Origin of the sequence: Burkholderia sp. MSMB617WGS (genome assembly GCF_001532025.2) — a bacterium.
In the GTDB taxonomy this organism is placed as follows: domain Bacteria; phylum Pseudomonadota; class Gammaproteobacteria; order Burkholderiales; family Burkholderiaceae; genus Burkholderia; species Burkholderia savannae.
On record NZ_CP013457.1, the window covers coordinates 3,115,049 to 3,140,952 of the forward strand.

Here is a 25,904-nt window from a genome sequence, read left to right on the forward strand (position 1 = left end):
CCACGGCGGAACCACAAAAAGCGACAAGATGACGAAGGGGGCGCGACGTACTCGCGCCCCCTTTCCTTTTATAATGCGCGCACCGCCAAGCCGGACGCTGTGCCGGCGGAGACCAGCATGAAGAGAACGACCTTGCGCCTGATGGCAATCGCGCTCGTTGCCGCGGCCGCAAATGCGCATGCGCAGCAGTCCGACGGGCTCGCGCTCGCGCAACGCAAGAACTGCATGGCGTGCCATGCGATCGACAAGACGTTGATGGGGCCATCGTTCCGCGCGATCGCCGACAAGTACGCCGCGCGCGGCGACGCCGCCGGCTATCTCGCGCAGACGATCGTCAAGGGCAGCGTCGGCGTGTGGGGCGGCGTGCCGATGCCCGCGAACACGCAATTGACGAGCGCCGAAGCCGGCACGCTCGCGCACTGGGTACTGACGCTCAAGTAAGCCGCATGGAAAGACAAGACGCCGACGACGGCGTCTCGCGCATGATTGCGCGATGGCGGCGCACGCAGCGCGTCACCTGCGCGCCGCCTCTCACGCCCCGTGCGGCGCAGCGCGGCCGACGAGCCGCCCCGGCCCGCCGTCATGCGGCGGCGTTGCCGTTGCCGTGCTCGTTGCGACGGGCGAGCGCCGCGCCGACTTCCTCCGTTACCCAGCCCGCCACCTCGGTTTCCAGCGCAAGCGCGACTTCGCGCGCGATCTGGCCGACGAGCCAGCCCGCATGGTCCTGCAACGCGTCGCGGCATCGCGCCTCGATGAGGCCGCGCCCCTCGCCCGTCAGATAGTTGGTCATCCGGCTCTTCAGCCGCTCGGCGATCTGCCGCGCCTCGAGGTCCGCGGCGAGCGACGGCGCGGCATACGGCGGCGCGGCGCGCGCCGCATCGGGCGTCGACGACGGCAGTGCAGCGGGCGGCGCGAGATCCGCCGCAAAATGCGCGGCTGGCAATTCGTCGGCGTACGCCGCGGGCGCCGCATACGCGGTCGGCAGCTCGGCCGCGAGCGCATCCGGCGTCGGCACGAACGGCGGCTCGACGTGCGTCGGCGCGCGCAGCTCGTCGACGAGCCTCGGCGACGCGTCGCGCGCCGCGGGCTCGGCCGCGCGGGCCTCTTCCACGGTGCCCGCCGCACCGGCCACTGCACCGGCCGCCGCGTCCGCCTGCACGCGCCCGGCGACGGGCGGCCGCGCGAGCGCGGGGTTGCCGGGCACGAGCACGTCGGTCAGCACGGGAATCGACGATTCGTTGGCTTCGACCACGGTTGTCCTCCGTCTGCGCGGGCTAGCCGCCCTGCTTGTGGTTGTTGAGCGCGTAGCCGCGGTCGCGGTAGAACCGGTACCGCTCGCGTCCGGCCGCGAGCTCGTCGGGCGCGTTGCCGACCACTTCGAGCAGCCGCTCGAAGCGCGCGAACTGCGCCGGCACGTCCGCGCCCAGGTTCAGCAGGATGCCATGATGCGACGCGCGCTCGAGATCCGCGGTCAGCACGATCGGCGTGGTCGCCGCGTGCGCGTTGTCGATCGCGCAATGCGGAATGAAATCGAGCGGCGAGAACGTCCACAGCCGCTCGTCGAGCGCGCGCAGCCGCGCGGGCTCCGCGCACACGACGACGGGCTGCCCCGCCTGATACGCCTTGCGCAGCAGCCGGCACGCGTACGCGAGCGAATCGCCGACGTTGGTATGGAAGTCGATGCGCGTCATCGCTCGCCGCGCCCCGCCGCGCCGATCGTCGAACCCCGCGCCATCACGCGCCGGCGCGATCGATCAGGAACTGCGCGAGCAGCGGCACGGGACGGCCCGTCGCGCCCTTCGCCGCGCCGCTCTTCCACGCGGTGCCGGCGATGTCGAGGTGCGCCCACGGGTAGTTCTCCGCGAAGCGCGACAGGAAGCACGCGGCCGTCACGCTGCCGGCCGGACGCCCGCCGATGTTCGCGAGATCCGCGAAGTTCGACTTCAGCTGATCCTGGTATTCGTCGTCGAGCGGCAGGCGCCACGCCGGATCGCCTGCCTCGCGCGACGCGTCGAGCAGCTCGCCCGCGAGCGCGTCGTCCTTCGAGAAGAGGCCCGTGTTGTGATGGCCGAGCGCGATGATGCACGCGCCCGTCAGCGTCGCGACGTCGATCACCGCGGCGGGCTTGAAGCGCTCCGCGTACGTGAGCGCGTCGCACAGGATGAGGCGGCCTTCCGCGTCGGTGTTGAGCACCTCGATCGTCAGGCCCTTCATGCTCGTGACGATGTCGCCCGGCTTGTTCGCGTTGCCGGCCGGCATGTTCTCGCAGGTCGGCACGATCGCGACGACGTTGAGCTTCAGGCCCATTTCGGCGACCGCGCGAATCGTGCCGAGCACCGAGCCCGCGCCGCACATGTCGTACTTCATCTCGTCCATGCCCTCGCCCGGCTTGAGCGAAATGCCGCCCGAGTCGAACGTGATGCCCTTGCCGACGAGCACGACGGGCGCCGCCTTCGCGGCCGCCCCCTGGTATTGCAGCACGATGAATTGCGGCGGCTCGACCGAGCCCTTCGCGACCGACAGGAACGAGCCCATCTTGAGCGCCTGGATCTGCTTGAGGCCAAGCACGTCGGCCTTCAGGCCCCAGTCCTTCGCGAGCTTCTTCGCGGTGTTCGCGAGATAGCTCGGCGTACAGACGTTGCCCGGCAGGTTGCCGAGATCGCGCGTCAGGTCCATCCCGTTCGCGAGCGCGACGGCCTGCTTCGCGGCGACCTTCGCCGCCTTGTCGGCGGCCGGATCGACGCTGAACACGACGCGCTTGAGCGGCTGCGCGCTCGCGTCCGGCTTGCTCTTCATCTGCGTGAACTTGTACGTCTCGTTGCGCAGCGCGAGAATCGCCGCGCGCACGCCCCAGTCGGACGCGCGATCGGGCACGGGCAGCTGCGCGAGCGTGAAAGTAATCTGGACCACTTTCGTGCCGAGGAGCGCGCGCCACGCGGCCTTGACTGCGTCGTTGTAGGCTTTCTGGCTGAAAGCATCCTGCTTGCCCAGGCCGACGAGCAGCACGCGCGACGCGCCGATGCCGGAAACCTCGTGCAAAAACAAGGTCTTGCCGAGCTTGCCGTCCATGTCGCCCGCCTTGATCACGCGAGAGACGAGCCCCTTCGTCGCTTCGTCGATGTCGAGCGCCGCGCCGGACAAGGTTTGCGCCTCGAACACGCCGAGCACGATGCAGTCGGATTTCCCCGTCAGGAAACCCTTCGCCGCGCCTTTGCTCCAATCACAGCCTTTTATGCTAAAGTCCATCGCGCTTGTCCTCGGATAAAATCTGGGCTAAGGATGAAAGCCGCAATTATCCGCTATTTTTCCCGTGCGGCGTGAGCGCCCCCCACTCGTGCGCTGTTTCCCGCCCTCTTCGCATCAATAATGATCTTCGAACGCTCCCTCCAGCGCGAGCTTGCGTACACCGCCGGCGCCGTCTTCATGGTGCTGCTCACGATCATGCTGACGTCGATGATGATTCGCATCGTCGGCTACGCCGCGTCCGGCGAGGTGAACCCGAAGGACGTGCTGGTCCTGATCGGCCTCACCGTGATCGGCTATCTCGCGATGATCCTCGTCGGCACGCTGTTCGTGTCGATCCTGTTCGTGCTCACGCGCTGGTACAAGGATTCCGAGATGGTCGTCTGGCTCGCGTCCGGCGTGAGCCTCACGCGGCTCATCAAGCCGATCGGCGTGTTCGCGACGCCGATCGTGCTCCTCATCGCCTTCTTCGCGTTCGTCGGCTGGCCGTGGTCGAACCAGCAGAGCAAGCTCATCAAGGCGCGCTTCCAGCAGCGCGACGAAGTCTCGCTCCTCGCGCCCGGCCAGTTCCGCGAGTCCGCCGCGAACAATCGCGTGTTCTTCATCGAGAAGATGTCGCCCGACCAGGCGAAGGTGCAGAACGTGTTCGTCACGACGACCGAGCACGGCAAGGTGAACGTCGTCGTGTCGCAGACGGGCCACACCGAGACGATGAAGAACGGCGACCGCTTCATCGTGCTCGAGGACGGCCGCCGCTACGACGGCGTGCCCGGCCAGCCGAACTTCAAGATCATGGAGTTCGAGCGCTACGGCGTGAAGATCCAGAGCAAGCAGATCGTCAGCCAGCCGACCACGACGGGCACCTCGACGCCCGACCTGCTGCGCAATCCGACCAACCAGAACCTCGCCGAATTCGCGTGGCGCGCGGGGCTGCCGCTCATCGCGATCAACCTGATGATCCTCGCGATCCCGCTCGCGTACCAGAACCCGCGCCGCGGCCGCACGGTGAACCTCGTGATGGCCGTGCTGATCTACCTCACCTATTCGAATCTGCTGAATGTCGTCCAGTCGCAAATGGAACGGGGCAAGATCCCGTTCGGCGTCGGGCTCGTCGGGCTGCACGTCGTGGCCGCCGGCGTCGTCGCGTTCCTGTTCTGGCTGCGCGTGCGCAACCGGCCACTGTTCTCGCGCGCCTCGCTCGGCCGCTCGCAGGGAGCCTGACCGATGCGCCTCTACGAGAGATACTTCGCGCGGCAGATCTACGTCACGTTCATCTTCGTGCTGTTCGCGTTCTCCGGACTGTTCTTCTTCTTCGACCTGATCAGCGAGCTGAATTCGGTCGGCCACGGCAACTACAAGTTCGGCTACGCGGTGCTGCGCGTCGCGCTGCAGGCGCCGTCGCGCTTCTACGAAATCATCCCGGTCGCGGCGCTGATCAGCTCGATCTACGTGTTCGCGCAGATGGCCGCGAACTCGGAATTCACGATCTTCCGCGTGTCCGGCCTCGCGACGAACCAGGCGCTGCGCTCGCTCCTGAAGATCGGCGTGCCCATCGTCATCGCGACCTATCTGATCGGCGAATTCATCGGCCCGTATTCGGATCAATTGTCCGAGCGCGTGCGGCTCGAGGCGCTCGGCTCGTCGGTGTCGACGAACTTCGCGTCGGGCGTCTGGGTGAAGGACACGCTGACCGCGCGCGACAACGGCGAGCCCGTCACGCGCTTCGTCAACGTCGGCCAGCTGTCGCCCGATTCGACGATCCGCGACGTGCGGATCTACGAGTTCGATTCGAAGTTCAACCTGCAGAACGTGCGGATCGCGAAGAGCGGCCGCTATCAGCCGCCCGGCCACTGGCTGCTGACGGACGTCACCGACACGCAGCTCACGAACCTGCCGGGCGCCGGCGGCGGCCAGCCGGCCGATGCGCTGAACCCCGTCTACCGCGCGCAGCAGGTCACGCTGCCGCAGTATTCGCTGCGCTCGGACCTGACGCCGCAGATCCTGTCGGTGCTGCTCGTGTCGCCCGAGCGAATGTCGCTCTTCAACCTGTTCCGCTACATTCAGCACCTGAAGGAAAACCAGCAGGACACGCAGCGCTACGACATCGCGCTTTGGCGCAAGCTGCTGTATCCGTTCGCGGTGTTCGTGATGCTCGTGCTGTCGCTGCCGTTCGCGTATCTGCACACGCGCGCGGGCGTCGTGGGCGTGAAGGTGTTCGGCGGGATCATGCTCGGGATGAGCTTCCAGCTCTTCAACACGCTGTTCTCGCACATCGGCACGCTGAACACGTGGCCCGCGCCGCTGACGGCCGCCCTGCCCGGCTGCATCTATCTCGCGCTCGGCCTCTTCGCGCTGAAGTGGGTCGACCGGCACTGAGCGCGCGCATGCGTCGTCATCGGAGAGCGCGATGAACACGATGAACAAACACGGAATCGTCCTGTTCGGCCACGGCGCGCGCGACGCGCGCTGGGCCGAGCCGTTCGAGCGCCTCGCGGCGAAGCTGCGCGCGGCGCGCGGCGCCGATGCGCCCGTCGTGCTCGCGTTTCTCGAATTGATGGAGCCGTCGCTCGTCGCCGCGACGGCCGAGCTCGCCGCGCAAGGCTGCGGCGCGATCACCGTGATCCCGGTGTTCTTCGGCCAGGGCGGCCACGTTCGCCGCGATCTGCCGCAACTGATCGACGCGTGCCGCGCCGCGCATCCGGCAATCGACATTCGCTACGCGACGGCGGTCGGCGAGGACGATGCGGTGCTCGATGCGATCGTCGGATATTGCCTGCAGCAAAGCGCCGACCGCGCGCCCTGACCGCCTTTCCCGTTCAGACGCGGCGACCGACGCCACGGTGGCGGCAATGCGCCGGCCAACCTGATCACCGAGCCGCCGCATGGCGGATACCCGCAACGCCGCTTGACAGCGGACAAGCCGCTCAAGCTCCGTTCGCGCATCCGAATCGATTCGGATGCCGGCTCGACGTTCCGTTCGCCGTCGACGGACGTTGATGCGTTCGCCGCCCCCTGACGATCCCGACAGGATGCGCCTGCCCGGCGACGTCGTGTTCACGATCGGCGCGCTGCTGATGGCGTGGGATTTCCTCGCGAAACTGATCGGCTGGCGGCCCGCGGCCCGCGGCCCGCATGGCGTCGGCCGCGGCCGACATGGCGCCGAATCGGAACGAGTAGCCGGGCGAAGTCGTCGGTTGTGCGTCGCCGACGAGGCCGGCTTCTTCGCGGCCTCGCCTGTGGCCGGCGAGCGGGTGGATCATGCAGAGACTTGCGTCGTCGGGCGGAACGAAGCACCCGGCAGACGAGTCTACGCGCATCGCGCATCGCGCATCGCGCATCGCGCATCGCGCATCGCGCATCGCGCATCGCGCATCGCGCATCGCGCATCGCGCATCGCGCATCGCGCATCGTTGCCGCGCGGCAGCCGCGACCGAGATCAGGCCGCGTCGCGCATCCCGTTCTTGCGCGCATCGTCGTCCGATGCGTCGCCCGCGAGCCGCCCGCGCTCGGCGAATGCGTCGCCGATCATCAACAGGCTCGGCTGCGCCGGATCGAGCCACGCCTGCGCCGCGCCCGCCGCCATCTCCGCGAGCGTAAGCGTGAGCGTGCGCTCGCGCGGCGTGCTGCACGCCTCGACGATCGCCACCGGCGTCGCGCGCGCGCGCCCCGCGTCGATCAACTGCTGCGCGATCCCGGGCGCGCTGTCGCGACCCATGTAGTAGACGAGCGAATCCGCGTTCACCTGCTCGCGGATCTCGTCGCTGCCCGGCGCGCGGCTTTTCGTCGCGAACGCGACGCTGCGCGCCACGCCGCGCAGCGTCAGCGAACGCTTGAGCGCGGCGGCGCTCGCGAGCGCCGCGGTGATGCCCGGCACCACTTCGTAATCGATGCCGGCCGCTTCGAGCGCGCGCATCTCCTCGTCCGCGCGGCCGAACAGCATCGGATCGCCGCCCTTCAGCCGCACGACGACCGCGTGCTCGCGCGCCGCGTCGACGATCTGCTTGTTGATGAAGTGCTGCGCGCTCGAGCGCTGCCCGCAGCGCTTGCCGACCGCGATCTTGCGCGCGCGCGGCGCATAGTCGAGCATCGCCGGCTCGACGAGCGCGTCGTGCAGCACGACGTCGGCGCCGGCGAGCAGGCGCGCGCCGCGCACCGTGATGAGGTCCGCCGCGCCCGGCCCTGCGCCGATCAGATACACCTTACCCATTTGCATCGATCCCCTTCGTGCGCACGTGCCGGCGGGCACCGCCGATGCGGCGCGCGACGTCACGCGGAAAACGCACGAATCATACCCGCTGCGACCGTGTGATGGGTCGCCTCGTCGATCAACACGAACGCGCCCGTGCCCGGATGCGCGTCGTACGTGTCGCAGACGATCGGCTTTTGCAGCGTCAGCGCGACGCGGCCGATGTCGTTCATCTTCAGGTCGTGGCGGTCGGTCGCGTGCGACAGCGTGTGCACGTCGAGCACCTGCTTGACCGCGCCGATCTTCGCGAAGACGGTGCTCGTCGTCTGCTTCAGCAAATACTTGCGTTGCGGCGAAAGCGGCGCGTCGTCGAACCAGCAGAGATCCGCTTCGAGCTTCTTCGCCGGCTCCACGCTCTCGCCGCGCGGCACGAACGTGTCGCCGCGCGACACGTCGACGTCCTCCGCGAGGCGGATCGTCACCGTCTGGCCCGCGAACGCGCGCTCGACCCCCGCCGTGCCGCCCGGCACCGGCGCGACGATCTCGGCGATCGTCGCCGTGCGGTTCGACGGCAGCACGACGATCTCGTCGCCCACCTTCACCTCGCCCGCTTCGATGCGGCCCATGTAGCCGCGGAAATCGTCGGCCGAGCTGCCGTCCTGGCGCGCGACCCACTGCACCGGGAAGCGCAGCGCGTCGTGCGCCTGCGTCTCGACGGGCAGCGCCTCGAGCACGTTCAGGAGCGGCTCGTCCGCGTACCACGGCATGCGCTCGCTCGCCGCGACGATGTTGTCGCCCTTCAGCGCCGACACCGGCACGAAGCGCACGTCGGTCAGGCCGAGCTGCTGCGCGAGCTTCACGTACGCGTCGCGAATTTCGTTGAAGCGCGTTTCGCTGTAGTCGACGAGATCCATCTTGTTGATCGCGACGATCACGTGCTGCAGGTCGAGCAGCTTGACGATCGCGCTGTGGCGCTTGGTCTGCGGCAGCAACTGCGCGAGGCCGCCCTCGAACGTCACGCGCGTCGCGTCGATCAGGATGATCGCCGCGTGCGCCGTCGACGCGCCCGTCACCATGTTGCGCGTGTACTGCTCGTGGCCCGGCGTGTCGGCGATGATGAACTTGCGCTTCGCGGTCGCGAAATAGCGGTACGCGACGTCGATCGTGATGCCCTGCTCGCGCTCGGCTTCCAGCCCGTCGGTCAGGAGCGCGAGGTCGAGCTCGTCGCCCACCGTGCGCTTGTTCTTCGCGCGCGACAGCGCGGAAAGCTGGTCGGACAGCACGGCCTTGCTGTCGTACAGCAGGCGGCCGATCAGCGTGCTCTTGCCGTCATCGACGCTGCCCGCGGTGATGAAGCGCAGCACGCCGAGGTCTTCGTTGTTCTCGATGATGCTCATGATGTGAATGTCCTCGCGTGCGTCAGAAATAGCCCTGCTTCTTGCGCTGCTCCATCGCGGCCTCGGACGTCTGGTCGTCCATCCGGGTCGCGCCGCGCTCGGTGATCTCGGTCACGGCCGTCTCGGCGATGATCTTCTCGACGCCGTCCGCGTCGCTCTCGACCGGGCACGTGCACGAAATGTCGCCGACCGTGCGGAAGCGCACTTGAGCGATTTCGCTCGTCTCGCCCTCGCGCATCGGCGTGAGCGGCGTAACGGGCACGAGCAGGCCGTTGCGGCGCACGATCTCGCGCTGGTGCGCGTAGTAGATCGACGGCAGCTCGAGCTTCTCGCGCGCGATGTACTGCCACACGTCGAGCTCGGTCCAGTTCGAGATCGGGAACACGCGCAGGTGCTCGCCCTTATGCAGGCGTGCGTTGTAGAGGCTCCACAGTTCCGGGCGCTGCGCCTTCGGGTCCCATTGGCCGAATTCGTCGCGGAACGAGAAGATCCGCTCCTTCGCGCGCGCCTTCTCCTCGTCGCGGCGCGCGCCGCCGATCATCGCGGTGAAACCGTGCTGCTCGATCGTCTCGAGCAGCGTGACGGCCTGCGCGGCGTTGCGCGAATCGGTTTCGCGGCGCAGCACGACGGTGCCGCGCTTGATCGAATCCTCGACGTGGCCGACCACGAGCTCGGCGCCGATCTCCTGCGCGCGGCGATCGCGGAAGTCGATCACTTCGCCGTAGTTGTGGCCCGTGTCGATGTGCACGAGCGGGAACGGCAGCGCCGTCTTGCGGTTCGCGCCGAGCCCGAACGCCTTCAGCGCGAGGTGCAGCACGACGACCGAATCCTTGCCGCCCGAGAACAGCAGCGCCGGCTTGCTGCATTCGGCGACGAGCTCGCGCAGGATGTGGATCGACTCGGCCTCGAGCCAGTCGAGATGGCCCATGCGGGCGGCGTCACCGGCGGGCGGGGCAAAGGCGGATTGCTCGAGCGTCGTGCTCATGATTTCAGTCCTTCTCTCTTCCGGGTTTGGGCCGCCCGCAGTCGCGGGCGGCGCAATATCAGTATTTTGTAAGGTGCTCAGTGCGCGTCGCCGGCCTCGGCGCTCGCCGGAATCGGCGTGATCGAAATGTGCAGCCCGCACTCCTTCGTATCGCGCGACTCCCACCACCAGCGGCCCGCGCGGCTGTCCTCGCCGGGGCGGATCGCGCGCGTGCACGGCTCGCAGCCGATGCTCGGGTAGCCGCGCGCATGCAGCGGGTTCACCGGCACGTCAAACGCCGTAAGGTACGCCCACACGTCGCTTTCCGTCCAGTCGGCGAGCGGGTTGTACTTCGCGATCCCGCGCGCGTCGTCCTGCTCTTGCTCGTGCAGCTCCGCGCGCGTGACCGACTGCTCGCGCCGCTGGCCGGTTACCCATGCGTCGACGTCCGCGAGCGCGCGGTTCAGCGGCTCGACCTTGCGGATGTTGCAGCACGCCTTGCGCAGCTCGACGCTCTCGTAGAACGCATTCAGGCCGTGGTCGGCGACGTACGCGTCGACCGCGTCCTGCCGCGGATGGAACTGCTCGATCTCGTAGCCGTAGCGCTCGCGCACGCGCTCGATCATGTCGAGCGTCTCCGCATGCAGGCGGCCCGTGTTCAGCGAGAAGACGCCGATCGCCACGCCCTTCGACAGGATCGCGTGCGTGACGAGCATGTCTTCCGCCGCGAGGCTGCTCGCGAACTTCACCTTCGGATGGCGCTCGGCGATCTGCGCGAGCAGCGCGTCGAGCCGTTCGATCTTCGCGGCGAGCGCCGGGGGCAGCGTCGTGGCGTCGGCGGCGCTCATGCGCTCACCTTCGCGTCGGCCGCCGCGGCGCGGCGGCGGAACAGCGGCGCCGGCTCGTCGAATGCGCCCTGGTAGCGCTGCGAGAACTCGCCGAACGCGTTCAGCGCGTCGCGGATGTCCTTGTCCGCGCGCACCGCGAACGCATCGAAGCCGCAGCGCGACATGTAGAGCAACTGGTCGCGCAGCACGTCGCCGATCGCGCGCAGCTCGCCCGTCCAGCCGTGGCGCTCGCGCAACAGGCGCGCGATGCTGTAGCCGCGGCCGTCCGCGAAACGCGGGAATTCGACGCCGATCACCGCGATGCGGTCGAAATCCGGCGCGAGGTCGGCGGGTTCGCTGTCGGGCGCGAGCCACACGCCGAGCTCGTCCTTGCGCTTCGCGGCGACGAGCGCGTCGCGCCCGGCCTGCCACAACGCGAGCGGCACGAGCACCTTGCCGGCCGGCAGCGCGTCGACGGCGGGCAGCGCGCCGTCTTCGGCCGCGCGCACGACTTGCCAGGCGTCGTCGGCCACTTCGCGATTCTTGATAATCAAAGCCATCTGCTGATTCCTCTACGCTGGGTTACGCGTGCGCGGTCTGGCGCGCCGCGTAGACGCGCTCCTTGAACGGCGCGATGCCGATGCGATCGTACGTGTCGATGAAGCGCTCGCCGTCGATGCGCGACTCGACGAACGTGTCGATCAGCTTCGAGATCACGTCCGGCACTTCCTCCGCGGAGAACGACGGGCCGATCACGCGGCCGAGACGCGCGCCGCCCGCGCCGGTGCCCTGCTCGCCGCCGAGCGACACCTGGTACCACTCGGCGCCGTCCTTGTCGACGCCGAGAATGCCGATGTTGCCGACGTGGTGGTGCCCGCACGAGTTCATGCAGCCCGAGATGTTGAGCGACACGTCGCCGAGGTCGTGCACGTAGTCGAGATCGTCGAAGCGCTGCTGGATCGCGAGCGCGATCGGAATCGACTTCGCGTTCGCGAGCGAGCAGAAATCGCCGCCCGGGCAGGCGATGATGTCGGTCAGGAGGCCGACGTTCGGCGTCGCGAAACCGGCCGCCTTCGCCTTCTCCCACACCGCGAACAGGTCACGCTTCTTCACGTTCGCGAGAATCAGGTTCTGCTCGTGCGACACGCGCAGCTCGCCGAACGAATACGCGTCGGCCCAGTCGGCGACCTGCTCCATCTGCTCGGCGCTCGCGTCGCCGGGCGCGACGCGGTGGTTCTTCAGCGACAGCGTGACGGCCGCGTAGCCCGGCACCTTGTGCGGCGCGACGTTGCGCTCGACCCAGCGCGCGAACGCGCGGTTTTCGAGCAGATGCTGCTCGAACGACGCGTCGGTGTCGGCGAGCTTCTCGTAGACGGGCGGCTCGAAGTACCGCGACACGCGCTCGAGCTCCTCCTGCGTGAGCGTCGACGGGCCGTCCTTCAGATGCTGCCACTCCTCTTCGACCTGCTGCGCGAACTTCGCGGGCGACAGCGCCTTCACGAGGATCTTGATGCGCGCCTTGTACAGGTTGTCGCGGCGGCCGTAGCGGTTGTAGACGCGCAGCACCGCCTCGCAATACGTGATGAGGTGCTGCCACGGCAGGTTCTCGCGGATGATCGCGCCGACGATCGGCGTGCGGCCGAGGCCGCCGCCCGCGAGGATGCTCGCGACCACTTCGCCCGCCTCGTTCCTCTTCAGGTAGACGCCGAGATCGTGGATCTGCACGGCCGCGCGGTCGGCCTTCGAGCCGGACACCGCGATCTTGAACTTGCGCGGCAGCCACGCGAATTCGGGATGAAACGTCGACCATTGGCGCAGGATCTCGGCCCACGGACGCGGATCGATCTCCTCGTCCTGCGCCACGCCCGCGAACTGGTCGGCGGTGATGTTGCGAATGCAGTTGCCCGACGTCTGGATCGCGTGCATCTGCACCGACGCGAGCTTCGCGAGGATCTCGGGCGTGTCCTCGAGCGTCACCCAGTTGAACTGGATGTTCGAGCGCGTCGAGAAGTGGCCGTAGCCGCGGTCGTGCTCGCGCGCGATGCGGGCGAGCACGCGCAGCTGGTCGCTACGGAGATTGCCGTACGGAATCGCGATGCGGTGCATGTACGCGTGGCGCTGCATGTACAGGCCGTTCTGCAGCCGTAGCGGACGGAACTCGTCCTCGCTCAATTCTCCTGACAAGCGGCGGCGGACCTGGTCGCGGTACTGCGCGACGCGCTCGTCGACGATCGTTTGATCGTACTGATCGTACTGGTACATTCGGGGACCCCAGGGTTTGCTCGATATGACCGCGCGGCGTCCTAGCCACGCCGCGCCCGAATCCTGCACCGCCCGCGCCGAGCCGGCCATCCGCCCGGCCGGTCATTTGCAAATGACGATTACAGATATCCATATTTGAAAAACACGGGGCAATCGTAATAAACTCGCTTTATATTTCAAACGACTAAAAAATTCTGTTGATATGCGGAAGGGTTATAAATGAACCTGCACCAATTTCGTTTCGTGCGCGAGGCCGTCCGCCAGAATTTCAACCTCACGGAAGCCGCGAAGGCGCTGTACACGTCGCAGCCGGGGGTCTCGAAGGCCATCATCGAGCTCGAGGACGAGCTCGGCGTCGAAATCTTCACGCGCCACGGCAAGCGCGTGCGCTCGCTGACCGAGCCGGGGCGGATCATCCTGGCGTCGGTCGAGCGGATACTCCAGGAGGTCGAAAGCCTTAAAAGGGTCGGAAAAGATTACGCCGCGCAGGACCAGGGCAACCTGACGATCGCGGCCACGCACACGCAGGCCCGCTATTCGCTGCCCGCCGCGATCGCCGAGTTCAAGAAGCGCTTCCCGAAGGTCCACCTGTCGATCCTGCAAGGCAGCCCGACGCAGGTCGCCGAAATGGTGATCCACGATCAGGCGGATCTCGCGGTCGCGACGGAGGCGATCGCCGACTACAAGGAGCTCGTGTCGCTGCCCTGCTTCCAGTGGCATCACGCGGCCGTCGTGCCGGCCGACCACCCGCTCCTCGAGCGCAAGACGCTGTCGCTCGACGATCTCGCGCAATTCCCGCTCATCACGTACGACGACGCGTTCGCCGGCCGCAAGAAGATCAACCAGGCGTTCGCGCTGCACCGCCTCACGCCCGACATCGTGCTCGAGGCGATCGACGCCGACGTGATCAAGACCTACGTCGAGCTCGGGCTCGGCGTCGGCATCATGGCGGACATCGCGTTCAATCCGGAGCGCGACCGCAATCTGCGCGCGATCCCGGTCGGGCACCTGTTCGGCAGCAACGTGACGCGCGTCGCGCTCAAGCAGGGTGCGTATCTGCGCGGCTACATCTATACGCTCGTCGAGCTGCTGTCGCCGACGCTCAACCGCAAGCTCGTCGAGACCGCGCTCAAGGGCGAGGCCGAAACCTACGAGCTGTGACGCCCGGCGCGCGGGCGGCGAAGCACGGCGGCGCTTCGCGCTCGCGCGCCGCCTCGAACCGGCATGGAGACTTTCGGGATGAAGCCAACCCGCCTGTTGCGCCGCGCGGCCGCGTGCGCCGCGCTCGCGCTCGTCAGCGCCGCGGCGCGCGCCGATCTGACGGTCGGCGTGGATCTGTCGACGACGGGCCCCGCCGCGACGATCGGCCAGACCAGCAAGAACGCGATCCTGATGTGGCCGAAAACGATCGCCGGACAGAAGCTGCGGGTGATCGTGCTCGACGACGCGTCCGACCCGGGCATCGCCGTGCGCAACATCCGCAAGCTCGTGACGGAGGACAAGGTCGACGTCGTCGTCGGGCCGAACATCACGCCGGCGGCGCTTGCCGCGCTCGATCCCGTCGCCGCCGCGCAGACGCCGATGATCACGCTGATCGGCTCCGGATCGATCGTCGAGCCGCAGCAGGGCAATCGCGTGTGGGCGTTCAAGATGGCGCAGAGCGACCGCGCGATGGCCGACGTGCTGACCCGCCACATGGCGAGCCACGGCGTGAAGACGGTCGGCTTCATCGGCTTCGCGGACAGCTACGGCGACAGCTGGCTCGACGAATTCACGCGCTTGGCCGAGCTGCGCAAGCTGAAGATCGTCGCGACCGAGCGCTACAACCGCACTGACGCGAGCGTGACGGGCCAGGCCTTGAAGCTGATCGCGGCGAAGCCGGACGCGATCCTGATCGCGGGCGCGGGCACGCCGACCGTGCTGCCGCAGCGCACGCTGATCGAGCGCGGCTACAAAGGGCCGATCTACCAGACGCACGGGATCGCGACGCCCGAGTTCCTGCGGCTCGGGGGCAAGGACGTCGAAGGCACGCTGTTTCCGACGCAGCCCGTCGTCGTCGCGCGCACGCTGCCCGCCGACCATCCGGCGAAGCAGGCGGCGCTCGCGTTCGTCGACGCGTACGAGGCGAAGTATGGGCGCGACACGGTCACGCAGTTCGCGGGCGACGCGGCGGGCGTCTACCCGCGCCTCGCGGACGCGGTCAGCCGCGCGCAGAAAACCGCGCAGCCGGGCACGCCGGCATTCCGCACGGCGCTGCGCGCCGAGCTCGAACGCGCGCACGAGCTCGTCGTGCCGAACGGCATCGTCAACACGAGCGCCGCCGATCACGTCGGGCTCGACCAGCGCGCGAGCGTGATGGGGATCGTGACGCACGGCGCGTTCGTCTATCTGAGCCGTTGAGCCGTTGAGCCGTTGAGCCGTTGAGCCGCACACCTGCGCGACGCCGTCAGCCGGATGCTTGCCCACATGGGGAATTTCAGTGATAATCCGCGTTTCCGCCGCGCGCAATCGCATGCGCGGCGCAGGTTTGCCCAGGTGGTGAAATTGGTAGACGCAGGGGACTCAAAATCCCCCGCCGCAAGGCGTGCCGGTTCGATTCCGGCCCTGGGCACCATTACTTAGTTCCGGGAAGTTCCCGGAAGTCCTGAAACCCGCGACAGCACAAGGCTTCGCGGGTTTTTTCATTCCGGCAAAGTGCCGTGTGGTGCGTAGACAGCCGGGGGCAAGCGGGGGCAACATTGGGGGCAACCCACCCGAAATTGCCTTACCCGTGAGGAGTTGCCCCCGTGCCATTAACCGATACAGCCATCCGGAACGCCAAACCTGCCGACAAGGCCGTGCGCCTGTTCGACGGAGGCGGCCTCTATCTAGAAATCGCCCCGAGCGGGGGCAAGTGGTGGCGGCTCAAATACCGGTTTGGGGGCAAGGAAAAGCGCTACTCGCTCGGCGTCTACCCGGAAGTTTCATTGGCGGCCGCACGGAAGAAGCGCGACGAAGCCCGTGAAAAGCTCGCTGCCGGCATCGATCCGGGTGAAGCGAAGAAGGCGGAAAAAAGAGCCAGCCTGCTCGCGGCCGCCCATTCGTTTGAGGTTGTCGCCCGCGGCTGGATGGACGAGCGCAAGACGACTGTGGAGCCAGCGCAGCATCACAAGACGCTCGCCCGCATGGAGAACGACGTATTCCCGTGGCTCGGCAAGCGCCCTATCGCTGAAATCGACGCCCCGGAGATACTGGTTGTACTGAAGCGCGTAGACGGGCGCGGAGCGAGATTTACCTCCCATCGCATCCGCAGCGAGATAAGCCGGGTATTCCGCTACGGCATCAAAGAGGGGCACTGCAAAACCGATCCAGCTCGTGATTTGGTAGATGCCATTCCGCCCGCCCAGACAACGCACTTTGCCTCGATCACCGAGCCCGAGAAAGTTGGCGAGATGCTTCGCGCGTTCGACGGCTTCACGGGTACTTTCCCAGTTCTCTGCGCGCTCAGACTAGCCCCGATGCTGTTCGTCCGCCCCGGCGAATTACGCAAGGCGCAGTGGTCACAATTCGAGCTCGACAGGGGCGAGTGGCGCTATTTCGTCAACAAAACGAAAACAGATCACCTTGTTCCGCTGGCTACACAGGCGGTTGCGATTTTGCGCGAGCTTCACGCCCTGACTGGCGAAGGCGTCTACGTGTTCCCCGGTGCGCGCGACCGAAGTCGGCCGATGAGCGAGGCCGCTATCAATGCAGCCCTTCGTCGGCTTGGCTACGACACTCGCACCGAGATTACCGGTCACGGCTTCCGGGCAATGGCACGGACGATCCTGCATGAAGAGTTGGAGGAAAAGCCGGAAGTGATCGAGCACCAACTAGCGCATACCGTCCCTGACAGCCTTGGGCGGGCGTACAACCGAACAAAATTCATCAAGGCACGACGTTCGATGATGCAACAGTGGGCGGACTACCTCGACAAGCTCAAGGCCGGGGCAGAAATCATTCCGATCGCGGCGGCAAGATAGACCCGTGCCGCCACGCGTATGACCCCCTCTCGGGCGTTTCCCACCACTAAATCCGACACGGGCTATCAATCGAGTCCTTCGATGATTTGTCCCTTTATTATTATGTGCCCCCCCTGTATCCGTCATCAGTAGAGAAAGGACGCGGGTGTGAGCCCCCGCGTCTTTACCCTAGACGCAGGGTCCCCCGCTTTCCGCCCGCCCTGACACTTGCGGCCGGCGTAACAATCCCCGAGCGGGGCGCATCGCGGACACCCCCCTCGAAAACACATTGTCGACACCCCTCGAATCCCGGAGATCCGCGCTCCGTATGGCTTTGCGGTCGACGCAGACGGTCGATACCTGTCCGCTCAGTGCAAAATGAGTTGGAGAGTTGGAGATAAACGCCTGAATCGGCCGAAAAGCCTTATGGGGTAAGGCTTCTCGCATCTCCAAACGATTTGGAGAGCGCTGGAGATACTGGAGATAAACACACCCGGATTGTTACGGGTGCTGCAAGATTCGCGGCAACCGCCCACCCAGTTCCGTCTGGAGCGGATCGCTCAAAGTAACTTTGACGCACGGGCAAAAAATGCCGCGCAAAGGAATGCCCGCCACCGCCCTCCCGGACGGCGGCGGTGCAGCTTAGATTTCGAGCGAGAAGATGGACGGCAGGACGCGATACACCATGAGGCGCTTTGTCATGCCGGGGATATGTTCTTGTCGATACGGACGCCCATCGCTGCGCGGCATCAGCACGCCCCGCTTCATCAAAGCCTTCTCGACGATCCGATGATCGTAGCCGGCGCATACTTCCTTGCGAAACACGGTTGATTCGATCAGGTATTCCGTCTCGACGCTTTCCGCGTCTTCGGCGCTCATCTTCTCGCCGAACTCGGCGTAATACGCTTGATCCGACTCAATGGCGACGCTGCTCTTGTCGTGTTTCACGAGTCGTTTCCAGCCCGCACGGTGCGGCGCGTTCGGTCGATGGTCGTCCTGCGCCCGGTTCATCCACACGAAACGGTTGTCGCCATGTGCGACGAGGAAGTGCAGCACCTGACGCACCGCATCCGCTTCGTCCGAATTGCCGGTGCCGCCGCGCAGTTCGAGCCAGCCTTCGAAGCAGCGACGCGCAGCCTCGACCGATTCGCCCTGCGGCCAGCCGGTCAGCCCGTGCGCCGTCGCCAGCTCGCCGGCCACTGCAACGAGGCAGAACCGTTTAGCGACGCGCGCGACCTGCGAATGCGAACCGTCCGGCACCCACTGCCCGACCAGCTCGTCGACGCGCACGCGCAGATGCTCGGCCAGCTCGCCGGCCTGCGACGACGCCCATTCGATAAACGCCGGCCCCGCCGTGCCGTAGTGCATGCCGGCGTGCCGCTCTAGATGCTCGACCAGTGCGGCCGGCGTCGGGAAGCCGTGCAGCTTCTCCACGACGCCCATTTCGCCCACCTCGGCCGGGATCGCGGGCAAGCGCACCTCGATACCGCCCTTCATCGGCTTGTTTCCCTCGGCCATCAGCGCGGACACGCTCTTTTCGCCGTTCGACAGGAACAGCAGCCGCCACGTGAGCACGGGCTTGGCCGAGCCGCTACGCGACGCGCGGGCCTTGCCCGACTCGTTGGCAAGCATGTAGATGACATCGCCGACCAAGCGCGGCTCGACCTGCCCGATTTCATCGAGGATCAGCAGCGCATCGCTATGCTGCGTGGCGACGGCTTCAAGCGCGTTGTCGGTCGCCTTCCAGCTCCGCACGTAGTCCGGCGAGCCGAACACGGATGCGGCGATGACGCCGCCCGTCGACTTGCCCTTGGATGTCGTGCCGAGCAGGTGGAAGCCGCCCGACTGAAGCCCGGAGAAGTGCAGCAGCGGACCAGCGAAGGCGGTTGCAACGCAGAACAGCAGCCGGCTATTGCCGACGCAGTAGGCCGCGACCTCGCGTCGCCAGTCGTCCAGCGTGCCGCGCTCCTTGAACTGGCTCTGAATCGGCGTATCGGCCTGATAGATCAGCGCCTCTTTGCCGGTGCCGATGACGCGATCGGGCAGCACGAACGCGCCGTGATGCCAGCCGACGCGCGGCACGCAGCGCACGCGCTCGTCCGGCTGCGCCATCTGCACATAGTTCGCGATCTGCGTGCGGGCGATCTGCGTCACGCCAAGCTTCACGCCCATATCGAGCAGCATGCGCCGCAGCTCCGTGCCGTCGCCGGCAAAGAGGCCGGCCGGCACTGCCCATCGTTTCAGGATGCCGTCGCGATCCGTGAATTCGAGCAGGTAGCCCCACTCGCTGTTCATCTCGTTGCGCGTCTCCGCGATCACGTCGATACGCGTGCTGACCCAATGCGGCGGCAGCGGATCGCCTTGATTGTTGAAGCCGTGAAACCACACGCCCTTATCGTCAACGACGAACCGCGACTTGCCGTCCTGCGCGCGGGCCGTTTTCGGGCGCTTGGCGGGCTTCGCGGCGGCTGGCGCGACCTTGGGCTTGCCCGCATCCGCCGAGCCGGCCGGTGCGAGCGCAGCGCGCACGGCGGCGGCCACCGCATCCGGGCCGGCGTGCGCCGCCAGGTCGTTGAAATCGGTGCCGGCTGCTGGGCGGTTCGGACCGAAGTCGGGCACGGCGACGATGCCGGCGACGGCCTCGGCCGCTGCGCGGGCCTTCGTCACACCCGGATTGCCCTTCGTCGTGTGGTCGTCGTCGGCACATACGACGATGCGCGCGTCCGGATACTGGCCGCGCAGCGCCGTCGCGACCGCGTGCAGGTTGCCGGCGTCGAAGGCGACAGCGGCCGGATAGCCGGTCGCGGCCGCGAGCGTCGCGCACGTGGCGTAACCCTCGCCGATCAGCAGTATGGACGGCGCGAAAGATAACGGGCCACCGATCAGCGAGAAGCAGCCCGCCTTGCGACCGTTCGGCAGATAGCGTTTCTGGCCGTCCGTGAGAATGAATTCCAGCGTCCACAGCTTGCCGTCCGCGTCCTGCGCCGGGATGACGAGCGCGCCGTCGCACGCGGCCGTGCCGATGCACAAGCCGCCGCGATAGACGCGCAGCGCGTCGACCGGGATGCGCTTGCGAACAAGATACGCATGATCGGCCGGCGCAGGCTCGGCCGCCGACCAGATCGATTCAGCGAGCGCCGACGCGGCTTGCTGCTTCTCGGTCAGTTCGGCCAGCTCGGCCGCTTCGCGGGCCGCGCGCTCGGCTTTCTGCCGCTCGCGCTCCGCTGGATCGACCGGCTTCGCTCGATGCGCGCGCGGATCGAAGCCGCCTTGCTTGGCAAGGTGAAACAGCGTGTTGATGGTGATCTTGCCGCCCTTGAACGACTTCCACACATCGCGCGCGTCCTTGCCGTTGTAGTTCTGCGCGCCTTGGCTCCATTCGTTCCAGAGGGCGAAGCCCTCCTCGCCAAACTCGGCCTTGAGCGCCATTCCCACCTGACGCCACGTGTCGCGGTCGTCGGGCGGAACATAGCCAAGCGCGACTCTCGCCCGCTCGATTTCGGACATGGGTGCGTTACTCATAGGTTCCCACTGGACGCGCGTCGGCCGGCTTCCGATTAGTAGTCCATATCGGGTAGCAGCGCCCCGACGCGCGAAGAATTGAATGATGCGACGATGCCTAGCGGCGGGGCGTCAGCCGGCCGCGCGAGGCACCGACAGGACCGCTCCGCCGGCCGTGACGTCGTTGCTGTAGACGTAGCGACCGAGCCGCGACTCGCCAAGGGCGTCGTTGGCTGCCTCCAGCGCCGCGCCGATCGACGGCAGGGACGCACGGAACAGGCTCAGCACAAGCCAGTAGTCGTCATCGGACATGGCCTTGTCGGCCGCCCAATGCAGGCTGTCCAGCAGTTCCATCGCATCGCTGATCCGCGTGCCGACGCGGTTGCGGTCCGGCCGGTTCACCTCGGCCACGAAGTCCGACGCGAGCGGCTGCACGGCATTCTTGTTCGTCTTTGCCATGACCGCCCCTCAGTGCGTCGTGCGCGGTTCGCGCGTGACGAGGCCGAGCGCCGCGAACAGGTGCTGCTGCACGCGCCCCATCAGGCCGGCCGCGAACGCTTGCCGGCTGACCGCGACGCGGTGCGCTTCGACCTCGCCCGCTTCCTGCATGGCCGTTTCCAGCCCGCGCGTGAACGCGGCGGCCTGATGCGCGGCATAGTCGTGCAGGCGCACGTTACCCTTCAGGTCGAGCCACGCGTCGGCGCAGATTGCCCCCAGGTCGACGGCGAATTGCAACTCGATGGGCGCACCCGTATCGAGCGGCGGGGCATTGTCGAACCCGTCGACAACGGCGGTACGGATGCGTTGCTCAGACATGGCTCGCCTCCGGCTTCGACAGGTGACGCATGCTGGCCGAGTACTGGCTCGCCACGTCGCGGCCCATTTCAACCAGCGAGCGCTCGTAGGTGAACTCGTCAAGATGCTGACGAATGGCGTCGAACAAGGCTTCGAGATTGGCGAATTGATCGGCGGCGCATGCGGCGATCATGGAGGCTTCTTGCAACAGACCTTGATTAGCCATGCCGCACCTCTGCACGGACGAGCGCCGCGATGGCGGCCAGTGCTGCGCCGGTTGCGTCGAGTGCGGACTGATATGTGTCGGCGGTTGCCGCGTCGCGCAAGGCGCAACGGATGATCGACTGGATGACTTGGGATTGCCCGGTATGGGCGTGCGTGGACTGGCGCATGGTGCGACCTCCTTGGACGGGTTGAACCCGCTCCCCACTGCAAAATGGGGTGGGCGGGCAGACGGCAGGGTTTGCAGACCGGCGTCCAAGGGAACCGGCAGGCCGAAGCCTCCCCACCGTCGCCCACCCGTAGATCGTAGAGGCGCACGAAGGCATACGGACGTAAAAAAACCGCACTGCGGCGGTCGTCCGCCTTGGAACTGTCGGGCTGCAAATCCCGGTCGCTGTTGTCTCAGCGACGCGCACAGGATACCGCGCGATGCTGGACGACGCAAATCGCGACGCCCCTCGCCGTGTATTGCCGAGTACAAAGTGACTTTGGGCGAGCATCAGGCGGCCTCCCCCTTGAGCACGGCAGTCGCCAGCTTGAGCTGTTCGATATCCAGTTGCGAACTGCCCTGCGCCAGTGATTGGCCGAGCGCGACGCCCCGCAACAGGGCGCTAACTTCCAAGCGGCGCGTCACGTCCGTGCACTGCGCATCGATGTCGTTGTAAAGCGCACAATAGGCTTTTCGCAGCTGTCGATACTGCCGATGACGATAGTTCGCCGAATCCTGTTCAGCAGCGGCGATCGCCTGGACGAACTTCTCGCAGGCGGTGCCAAGTTGCTTTGTCGTCAGGTGCGGGGCTTCGAGCGCGAACGTCGAGGCGAGCGTGACGGCGATCGCTACGAGCTTCCCGGCGTCGTCGCCACGGTTCCAGAAGCAGCCCTCGATGTCATCGAGGATTCCTGCGAGCTTGCGGAGTCGGGCGTCGCGGCAACGCACGAACGCGGCGTCGCGGGCCGTGACGGCCGCGCCCATCGCGCGACCATACGGGCCGCCGCGACTGATCAGCGGGGCGTGCGCGCTCATGCCTGCCCCCGTGTGGACTGACGGGATTCGACCCATTGCTGGACGTCGGTCGCGCGCCAGCCGACGCTACGAGCACCTAACTGGACCGGCGCTGGAAACTTGCCTTCGCGAATCCAGCGATACAGTGTTGTTTTCTTGACGCCGACGGTATCGAGGACGCCGATAAGACGAAGCAGTTTGAAGGCCATTTTCACCCTAGAAAACGGCCTGCTCCGATGGAGGAAAGGGCGACAATACTGTATACAATTACAGCACTATCGAAAAAGTGTAGGCGATGAAAATTCCACGCATGGCGCGGCGAAGGACTTGACGCGGCGCGCCACCGACCTTATTGTTCACATCGACTACAGTGCTTCACTATCTTCCACAAAGATGTGATAGCTGTGTTGTTCCCTCCACGGAACAGGCTCCCATGCCCAAAAAATTGCCGGGGGTTGTGTTGGTAGCACGCTCCCGGCACCTCTTCTGTCGGCTTGACGCAGTCTGCTTGACCCAAGCTTTTCCGCATCCTCCCTCCGAAACGTACAGCCCATAAGGGCCGCAGGCGTTCGTCTGAGTGCCGACAAGGGTGTAATTATAACGAAAGGGGTATGCCCCTAAAAGCACTGTTTCGGTGCTCGCCGCGTAAGCGGCTTGTGACGTGACGACGCTTTGCATCCCTTGTCGTGCGGCTTGGTTCCGTGACGTTCCGTGTGGTGTCAGCGGCTGAGGGCGATAGGCAGTAGCGCAATGTCGCGCTGATTGCAAGCCGCAAAGGGGATTGACCCGTATCCTAGGCTCAATCGAGTGAGAATTTGCCGAATCGATTGATTTTGACGGTAATTCGCCCTATTTCCATTGCCACCATCGCCTCCCCGAGCCCATTCCTTGTCGGTCTCGCCGTCGATTATGTCTAAATTAAGATAGCCGTTGGCTCGTGTTACCGTCGCTGATACTCAGCCTCTATTAGCTGAGCTGTATAAGGCTGGACTAGATCAAGCAGACAGCGTCAGATCATCTGACTCAGTTCGGCCACAACCGGCCTTTCGAAATTAGCCTTCAGATCGTCGACAAGGTTCTCTGCGAACGGTGTCCGCCACACGTCGCGAATCTCAGTCATCACGATGCTTATCCGCCTGATATTGGCAATATCCGCATAAACTGTTGTCATAGTCATCTAGCGTAAGAGCGTTCCCGCAGCGTGCGCAACCTTCTGGATCTAGTTTCATTCCACACCAAAGGCACTTGCCTTCGGCATGTACAAAAGTAAGGTGTTGGCATTCCGGACATTCTCCGGTTGGTGATTCCTCGCCGCTATACGGGTCGTAACCACCGACAAACTCGACGAGTGTCTCTTCGAGCAGCGGTACGATGAGCGCGTGATGCGCACAACCGACGCATACGTAATTCACTTGACCGCTTTCCAGATCACTGCTCTCTTCCTCATCGCCCGACGGTTTCAACAGAGACGACCCGCAATCTTCGCATTGCATGTCAGGAACGACCGGCAAGAGGTCATCAGGTACGTTGAGCGCTGCCCAAGCTTCTTCGCAGGCCGCAGCTTGCGCCTTGTAAAAGTCGTGATGCTCAAGCATCGTTTTCCAAGTCTCTCCCAGCAATGTTGCGGGCGCAGATTGCAGCTCCTTCTGGATGAATTCGCTCAGAAGAGGAAACGTATCGGAAAGAAATTTTCCGATTACCCCGGCTGCGTTTTGAGGGTGAAGATGCTCGACGTTGTTACGCTCCTTTTGCAAAGCCTCGATGACTTTCCAATCGGTCGCTATCCCAAACGCTTCGAATCGCTTCTTGATGTCAGGGACGTCAATCGTGGTGTTGCCGAACTTCATCGGCTGCCATTCAAAACCTCCCACCCCGTCAGGCTGCGGAAGAATTTCACCAGTTTTGAAAATCAACTCGTAACCGTCCGCTGGACTTCCCGCCTCGGTCGCAATGCGGTACTTGAACAAAAGCAGTATTCCGGCAAACAGATTGCGCAATGCTGACAGTGCGCGGTCGGGATCGCCACCCTCCGCAAGCTGGCTACGCGTAAAGTCCTCGACGCCAAGTCTGATGGACGTTAGCGCATTGGTTTTAAGCTTATCTGGGTCGAATTTTTCGGTCACGCCATTTACCGGCATAGTGCGATCTCTGTTTGTAACCTCTTGACGAGGTGCTTAATAACAACGAATTGTTGTCACTATTATGCATCTGACAGCCCTGCGGGCGTGTGGTGAAAACCAAGCGACGAACGGCCGCTATTGAGAGGGACGAATGCCCGCTTCGGGTCGATCACTGCCCTTGATGAAGAGATGACGTCCAAGCAATCTCAGAACTGACCTGACGCTGACTGAAAGATCAGGTCTAGACGTACACACATGTCCGAAACCGATCCCTTTCGGACAACCCCTTTTCGCCCTGTCCAAAAATAAGGGTTGAAGTATTTTGGACAGGCGCTTATATTCGGACATCTATTTCGTACAGATTGAGTGCCCGATATGTCCCGAACCTTCGCTTATGCCCGCGTCAGCACGTCCGACCAGACCACCGCAAACCAGTTACGCGAGATCGAGGCGGCCGGCTTCTCGGTCGACAAGCGCCGCGTCGTGTCGGAAAGCATCTCAGGGAGCGTGAGCGCCGATCAGCGGCCGGGCTTCGCAAAGTTACTTGACCGGATGGAAGAAGGCGATGTGCTGATCGTGACGAAGCTCGATCGGCTCGGCCGCAATGCAATGGACGTGCGGGCCACGGTCGAGGGTTTGGCCGAGCGCGGTATCCGGGTTCATTGTCTCGCCTTGGGCGGCGTCGATCTGACGAGCGCGGCCGGCCGGATGACGATGCAGGTGTTGAACGCCGTGGCCGAGTTCGAACGCGATCTGCTGATCGAGCGAACGCATGCCGGCATCGCTCGCGCTAAGGCGGAAGGCAAGGCGATGGGGCGGCCGTCCGCCCTGTCGGACGAACAGCGGGCGGACGTGCTGCGCGAGCTGGACGCGGGGGCGAGCGTGGCCGCGCTTGCCCGACAATTCGGCACGAGCCGCCAGACGATCATGCGAGTGCGCGACGCGGCGTAACGCCCCATCTACCAAAATCACTTTTCACGGGCCGCAAGGCCCGTTTCTGTTTCTGCGCGCGGAGGAGTGGCGGCACGGGAGATTCTTTGCGCGCAGCGTCCCAGACGGCGGGGCAATTCGCGAGCTGGTCGACGTGGCTCGATGCATTCGACGCTTATCTCCAAACTTATCTCCAGAAAAATAGGTGTCTTGGAGATACACTTGGAGATAGCCAAAGCCCCGCCAGACAAGGCGGACAAGCCGAGTTGAGCCGTTATCTCCAACTCTCCAGAAAATTTCGCGTCTGGCGAGGCAAGAATGGACCTTGATCGCTTCGTATAGTGGCTGCGCCAGCAGCGCGGGGGCAACTCCGGGGGCAACTCCACAACACCCTCCAAGCAATCTCCTTACAGCACTGGCCTCACAGCGAACAATTTCATTCCGGCCCTGGCACCAAACAGACATCGAAGCATC

At 65.4% G+C, this 25,904-nt stretch carries 26 protein-coding genes and 1 tRNA gene; 9 read left to right on the forward strand and 18 right to left on the reverse strand.

The features are described 5' to 3' along the window. Positions 1-117: 117 nt before the first annotated feature. Complete coding sequence (locus WT60_RS15360) at positions 118-441, forward strand: c-type cytochrome (protein WP_038745303.1); 324 nt, start codon at positions 118-120, stop codon at positions 439-441. A 139-nt stretch (positions 442-580) separates the two neighbouring features. Here the strand turns inward: WT60_RS15360 and WT60_RS15365 are convergent, their stop codons facing one another. The 3 genes from WT60_RS15365 to WT60_RS15375 are packed head-to-tail and all read right to left on the reverse strand — an operon-like array spanning position 581 to position 3,246. After that, the gene (locus tag WT60_RS15365) at positions 581-1,252 is read right to left on the reverse strand and encodes a DUF2486 family protein (RefSeq protein WP_059643617.1); all 672 of its coding nucleotides are present in this window, start codon (positions 1,250-1,252) and stop codon (positions 581-583) included. A gap of 22 nt (positions 1,253-1,274) precedes the next feature. Next, positions 1,275-1,691 carry a DNA polymerase III subunit chi gene (locus WT60_RS15370; protein ID WP_038745210.1) on the reverse strand — a complete coding sequence of 139 codons (417 nt, stop codon included), beginning with the start codon at positions 1,689-1,691 and terminating at the stop codon, positions 1,275-1,277. A 43-nt stretch (positions 1,692-1,734) separates the two neighbouring features. After that, the gene (locus tag WT60_RS15375) at positions 1,735-3,246 is read right to left on the reverse strand and encodes a leucyl aminopeptidase (protein WP_038745212.1); all 1,512 of its coding nucleotides are present in this window, start codon (positions 3,244-3,246) and stop codon (positions 1,735-1,737) included. Between the two features lie 120 nt (positions 3,247-3,366). Between WT60_RS15375 and lptF the strand changes: the two genes are divergently transcribed. The 3 genes from lptF to WT60_RS15390 are packed head-to-tail and all read left to right on the forward strand — an operon-like array spanning position 3,367 to position 6,046. Then, the gene (lptF, locus tag WT60_RS15380; RefSeq protein WP_038745214.1) at positions 3,367-4,464 is read left to right on the forward strand and encodes an LPS export ABC transporter permease LptF; all 1,098 of its coding nucleotides are present in this window, start codon (positions 3,367-3,369) and stop codon (positions 4,462-4,464) included. A gap of 3 nt (positions 4,465-4,467) precedes the next feature. Further along, on the forward strand, positions 4,468-5,619 hold the full coding sequence (lptG, locus tag WT60_RS15385; protein ID WP_038745215.1) for an LPS export ABC transporter permease LptG: 1,152 nt from the start codon (positions 4,468-4,470) through the stop codon (positions 5,617-5,619). A gap of 40 nt (positions 5,620-5,659) precedes the next feature. Beyond that, positions 5,660-6,046: a CbiX/SirB N-terminal domain-containing protein gene (locus WT60_RS15390; protein WP_060356723.1), complete on the forward strand. Its 387-nt coding sequence runs from the start codon at positions 5,660-5,662 to the stop codon at positions 6,044-6,046. 121 nt (positions 6,047-6,167) lie between these two features. Here WT60_RS15390 and WT60_RS15395 read toward each other — a convergent pair whose 3' ends face one another. From WT60_RS15395 to WT60_RS15425, 7 genes are all read right to left on the reverse strand, one after another. Then, a complete protein-coding gene (locus tag WT60_RS15395; RefSeq protein ID WP_082759501.1) occupies positions 6,168-6,503 on the reverse strand; it encodes a hypothetical protein in 336 nt (111 codons plus the stop codon). Positions 6,504-6,679: 176 nt separating this feature from the next. Beyond that, positions 6,680-7,450 (reverse strand): uroporphyrinogen-III C-methyltransferase, encoded by a 771-nt coding sequence (gene cobA, locus WT60_RS15400; RefSeq protein ID WP_038745307.1) that lies wholly within the window; start codon positions 7,448-7,450, stop codon positions 6,680-6,682. A 59-nt stretch (positions 7,451-7,509) separates the two neighbouring features. Continuing rightward, entirely contained in the window at positions 7,510-8,826 is a 1,317-nt protein-coding gene (locus WT60_RS15405; protein WP_060356703.1) for a GTP-binding protein, read from the reverse strand. A 22-nt stretch (positions 8,827-8,848) separates the two neighbouring features. Next, positions 8,849-9,811 carry a sulfate adenylyltransferase subunit CysD gene (cysD, locus tag WT60_RS15410; RefSeq protein WP_060356704.1) on the reverse strand — a complete coding sequence of 321 codons (963 nt, stop codon included), beginning with the start codon at positions 9,809-9,811 and terminating at the stop codon, positions 8,849-8,851. 77 nt (positions 9,812-9,888) lie between these two features. Beyond that, positions 9,889-10,638 carry a phosphoadenylyl-sulfate reductase gene (locus WT60_RS15415; RefSeq protein ID WP_038745221.1) on the reverse strand — a complete coding sequence of 250 codons (750 nt, stop codon included), beginning with the start codon at positions 10,636-10,638 and terminating at the stop codon, positions 9,889-9,891. Continuing rightward, entirely contained in the window at positions 10,635-11,177 is a 543-nt protein-coding gene (locus tag WT60_RS15420) for a DUF934 domain-containing protein (RefSeq protein ID WP_059574788.1), read from the reverse strand. The genes WT60_RS15415 and WT60_RS15420 overlap by 4 nt, the downstream gene beginning before the upstream one ends. 22 nt (positions 11,178-11,199) lie before the next feature. Beyond that, complete coding sequence (locus WT60_RS15425) at positions 11,200-12,879, reverse strand: nitrite/sulfite reductase (RefSeq protein WP_038745224.1); 1,680 nt, start codon at positions 12,877-12,879, stop codon at positions 11,200-11,202. Between the two features lie 219 nt (positions 12,880-13,098). On the opposite strand from WT60_RS15425, the gene WT60_RS15430 reads away from it, so the two are divergent. The 4 genes from WT60_RS15430 to WT60_RS15445 all read left to right on the forward strand — a co-directional run bounded on the left by WT60_RS15430 (position 13,099) and on the right by WT60_RS15445 (position 16,880). Further along, positions 13,099-14,040: a CysB family HTH-type transcriptional regulator gene (locus WT60_RS15430; RefSeq protein WP_038745226.1), complete on the forward strand. Its 942-nt coding sequence runs from the start codon at positions 13,099-13,101 to the stop codon at positions 14,038-14,040. 78 nt (positions 14,041-14,118) lie between these two features. Then, positions 14,119-15,279 (forward strand): ABC transporter substrate-binding protein, encoded by a 1,161-nt coding sequence (locus WT60_RS15435; protein WP_059574853.1) that lies wholly within the window; start codon positions 14,119-14,121, stop codon positions 15,277-15,279. 129 nt (positions 15,280-15,408) lie between these two features. Next, positions 15,409-15,493: transfer RNA gene (locus WT60_RS15440), tRNA-Leu, on the forward strand. A 172-nt stretch (positions 15,494-15,665) separates the two neighbouring features. Then, positions 15,666-16,880, forward strand: a complete 1,215-nt coding sequence (locus WT60_RS15445; RefSeq protein ID WP_060356705.1) for an integrase arm-type DNA-binding domain-containing protein — start codon at positions 15,666-15,668, stop codon at positions 16,878-16,880. 621 nt (positions 16,881-17,501) lie between these two features. Here the strand turns inward: WT60_RS15445 and WT60_RS15450 are convergent. The 8 genes from WT60_RS15450 to WT60_RS33730 all read right to left on the reverse strand — a co-directional run bounded on the left by WT60_RS15450 (position 17,502) and on the right by WT60_RS33730 (position 24,503). Beyond that, on the reverse strand, positions 17,502-20,366 hold the full coding sequence (locus WT60_RS15450) for a DUF927 domain-containing protein (RefSeq protein WP_060356706.1): 2,865 nt from the start codon (positions 20,364-20,366) through the stop codon (positions 17,502-17,504). A 126-nt stretch (positions 20,367-20,492) separates the two neighbouring features. Continuing rightward, positions 20,493-20,819 carry a hypothetical protein gene (locus tag WT60_RS15455; protein WP_060356707.1) on the reverse strand — a complete coding sequence of 109 codons (327 nt, stop codon included), beginning with the start codon at positions 20,817-20,819 and terminating at the stop codon, positions 20,493-20,495. A 9-nt stretch (positions 20,820-20,828) separates the two neighbouring features. Further along, positions 20,829-21,176 (reverse strand): hypothetical protein, encoded by a 348-nt coding sequence (locus WT60_RS15460; protein WP_060356708.1) that lies wholly within the window; start codon positions 21,174-21,176, stop codon positions 20,829-20,831. Then, positions 21,169-21,381, reverse strand: a complete 213-nt coding sequence (locus tag WT60_RS15465; RefSeq protein WP_060356709.1) for a hypothetical protein — start codon at positions 21,379-21,381, stop codon at positions 21,169-21,171. The genes WT60_RS15460 and WT60_RS15465 overlap by 8 nt, the downstream gene beginning before the upstream one ends. Then, positions 21,374-21,547, reverse strand: coding sequence for a hypothetical protein (locus WT60_RS15470; protein ID WP_082759503.1), 174 nt, complete (start codon positions 21,545-21,547; stop codon positions 21,374-21,376). Before WT60_RS15470 ends, WT60_RS15465 begins: the two co-directional genes overlap by 8 nt. 329 nt (positions 21,548-21,876) lie before the next feature. Beyond that, positions 21,877-22,401 carry a hypothetical protein gene (locus WT60_RS15480; RefSeq protein WP_060356710.1) on the reverse strand — a complete coding sequence of 175 codons (525 nt, stop codon included), beginning with the start codon at positions 22,399-22,401 and terminating at the stop codon, positions 21,877-21,879. Continuing rightward, the gene (locus WT60_RS15485) at positions 22,398-22,589 is read right to left on the reverse strand and encodes an AlpA family phage regulatory protein (protein ID WP_082759504.1); all 192 of its coding nucleotides are present in this window, start codon (positions 22,587-22,589) and stop codon (positions 22,398-22,400) included. The genes WT60_RS15480 and WT60_RS15485 overlap by 4 nt, the downstream gene beginning before the upstream one ends. Positions 22,590-23,492: 903 nt before the next feature. Beyond that, positions 23,493-24,503 (reverse strand): zinc ribbon domain-containing protein, encoded by a 1,011-nt coding sequence (locus WT60_RS33730; RefSeq protein ID WP_145986803.1) that lies wholly within the window; start codon positions 24,501-24,503, stop codon positions 23,493-23,495. 372 nt (positions 24,504-24,875) lie between these two features. On the opposite strand from WT60_RS33730, the gene WT60_RS15495 reads away from it, so the two are divergent. Further along, the gene (locus WT60_RS15495) at positions 24,876-25,451 is read left to right on the forward strand and encodes a recombinase family protein (RefSeq protein WP_004522586.1); all 576 of its coding nucleotides are present in this window, start codon (positions 24,876-24,878) and stop codon (positions 25,449-25,451) included. Positions 25,452-25,904 lie beyond the last annotated feature (453 nt).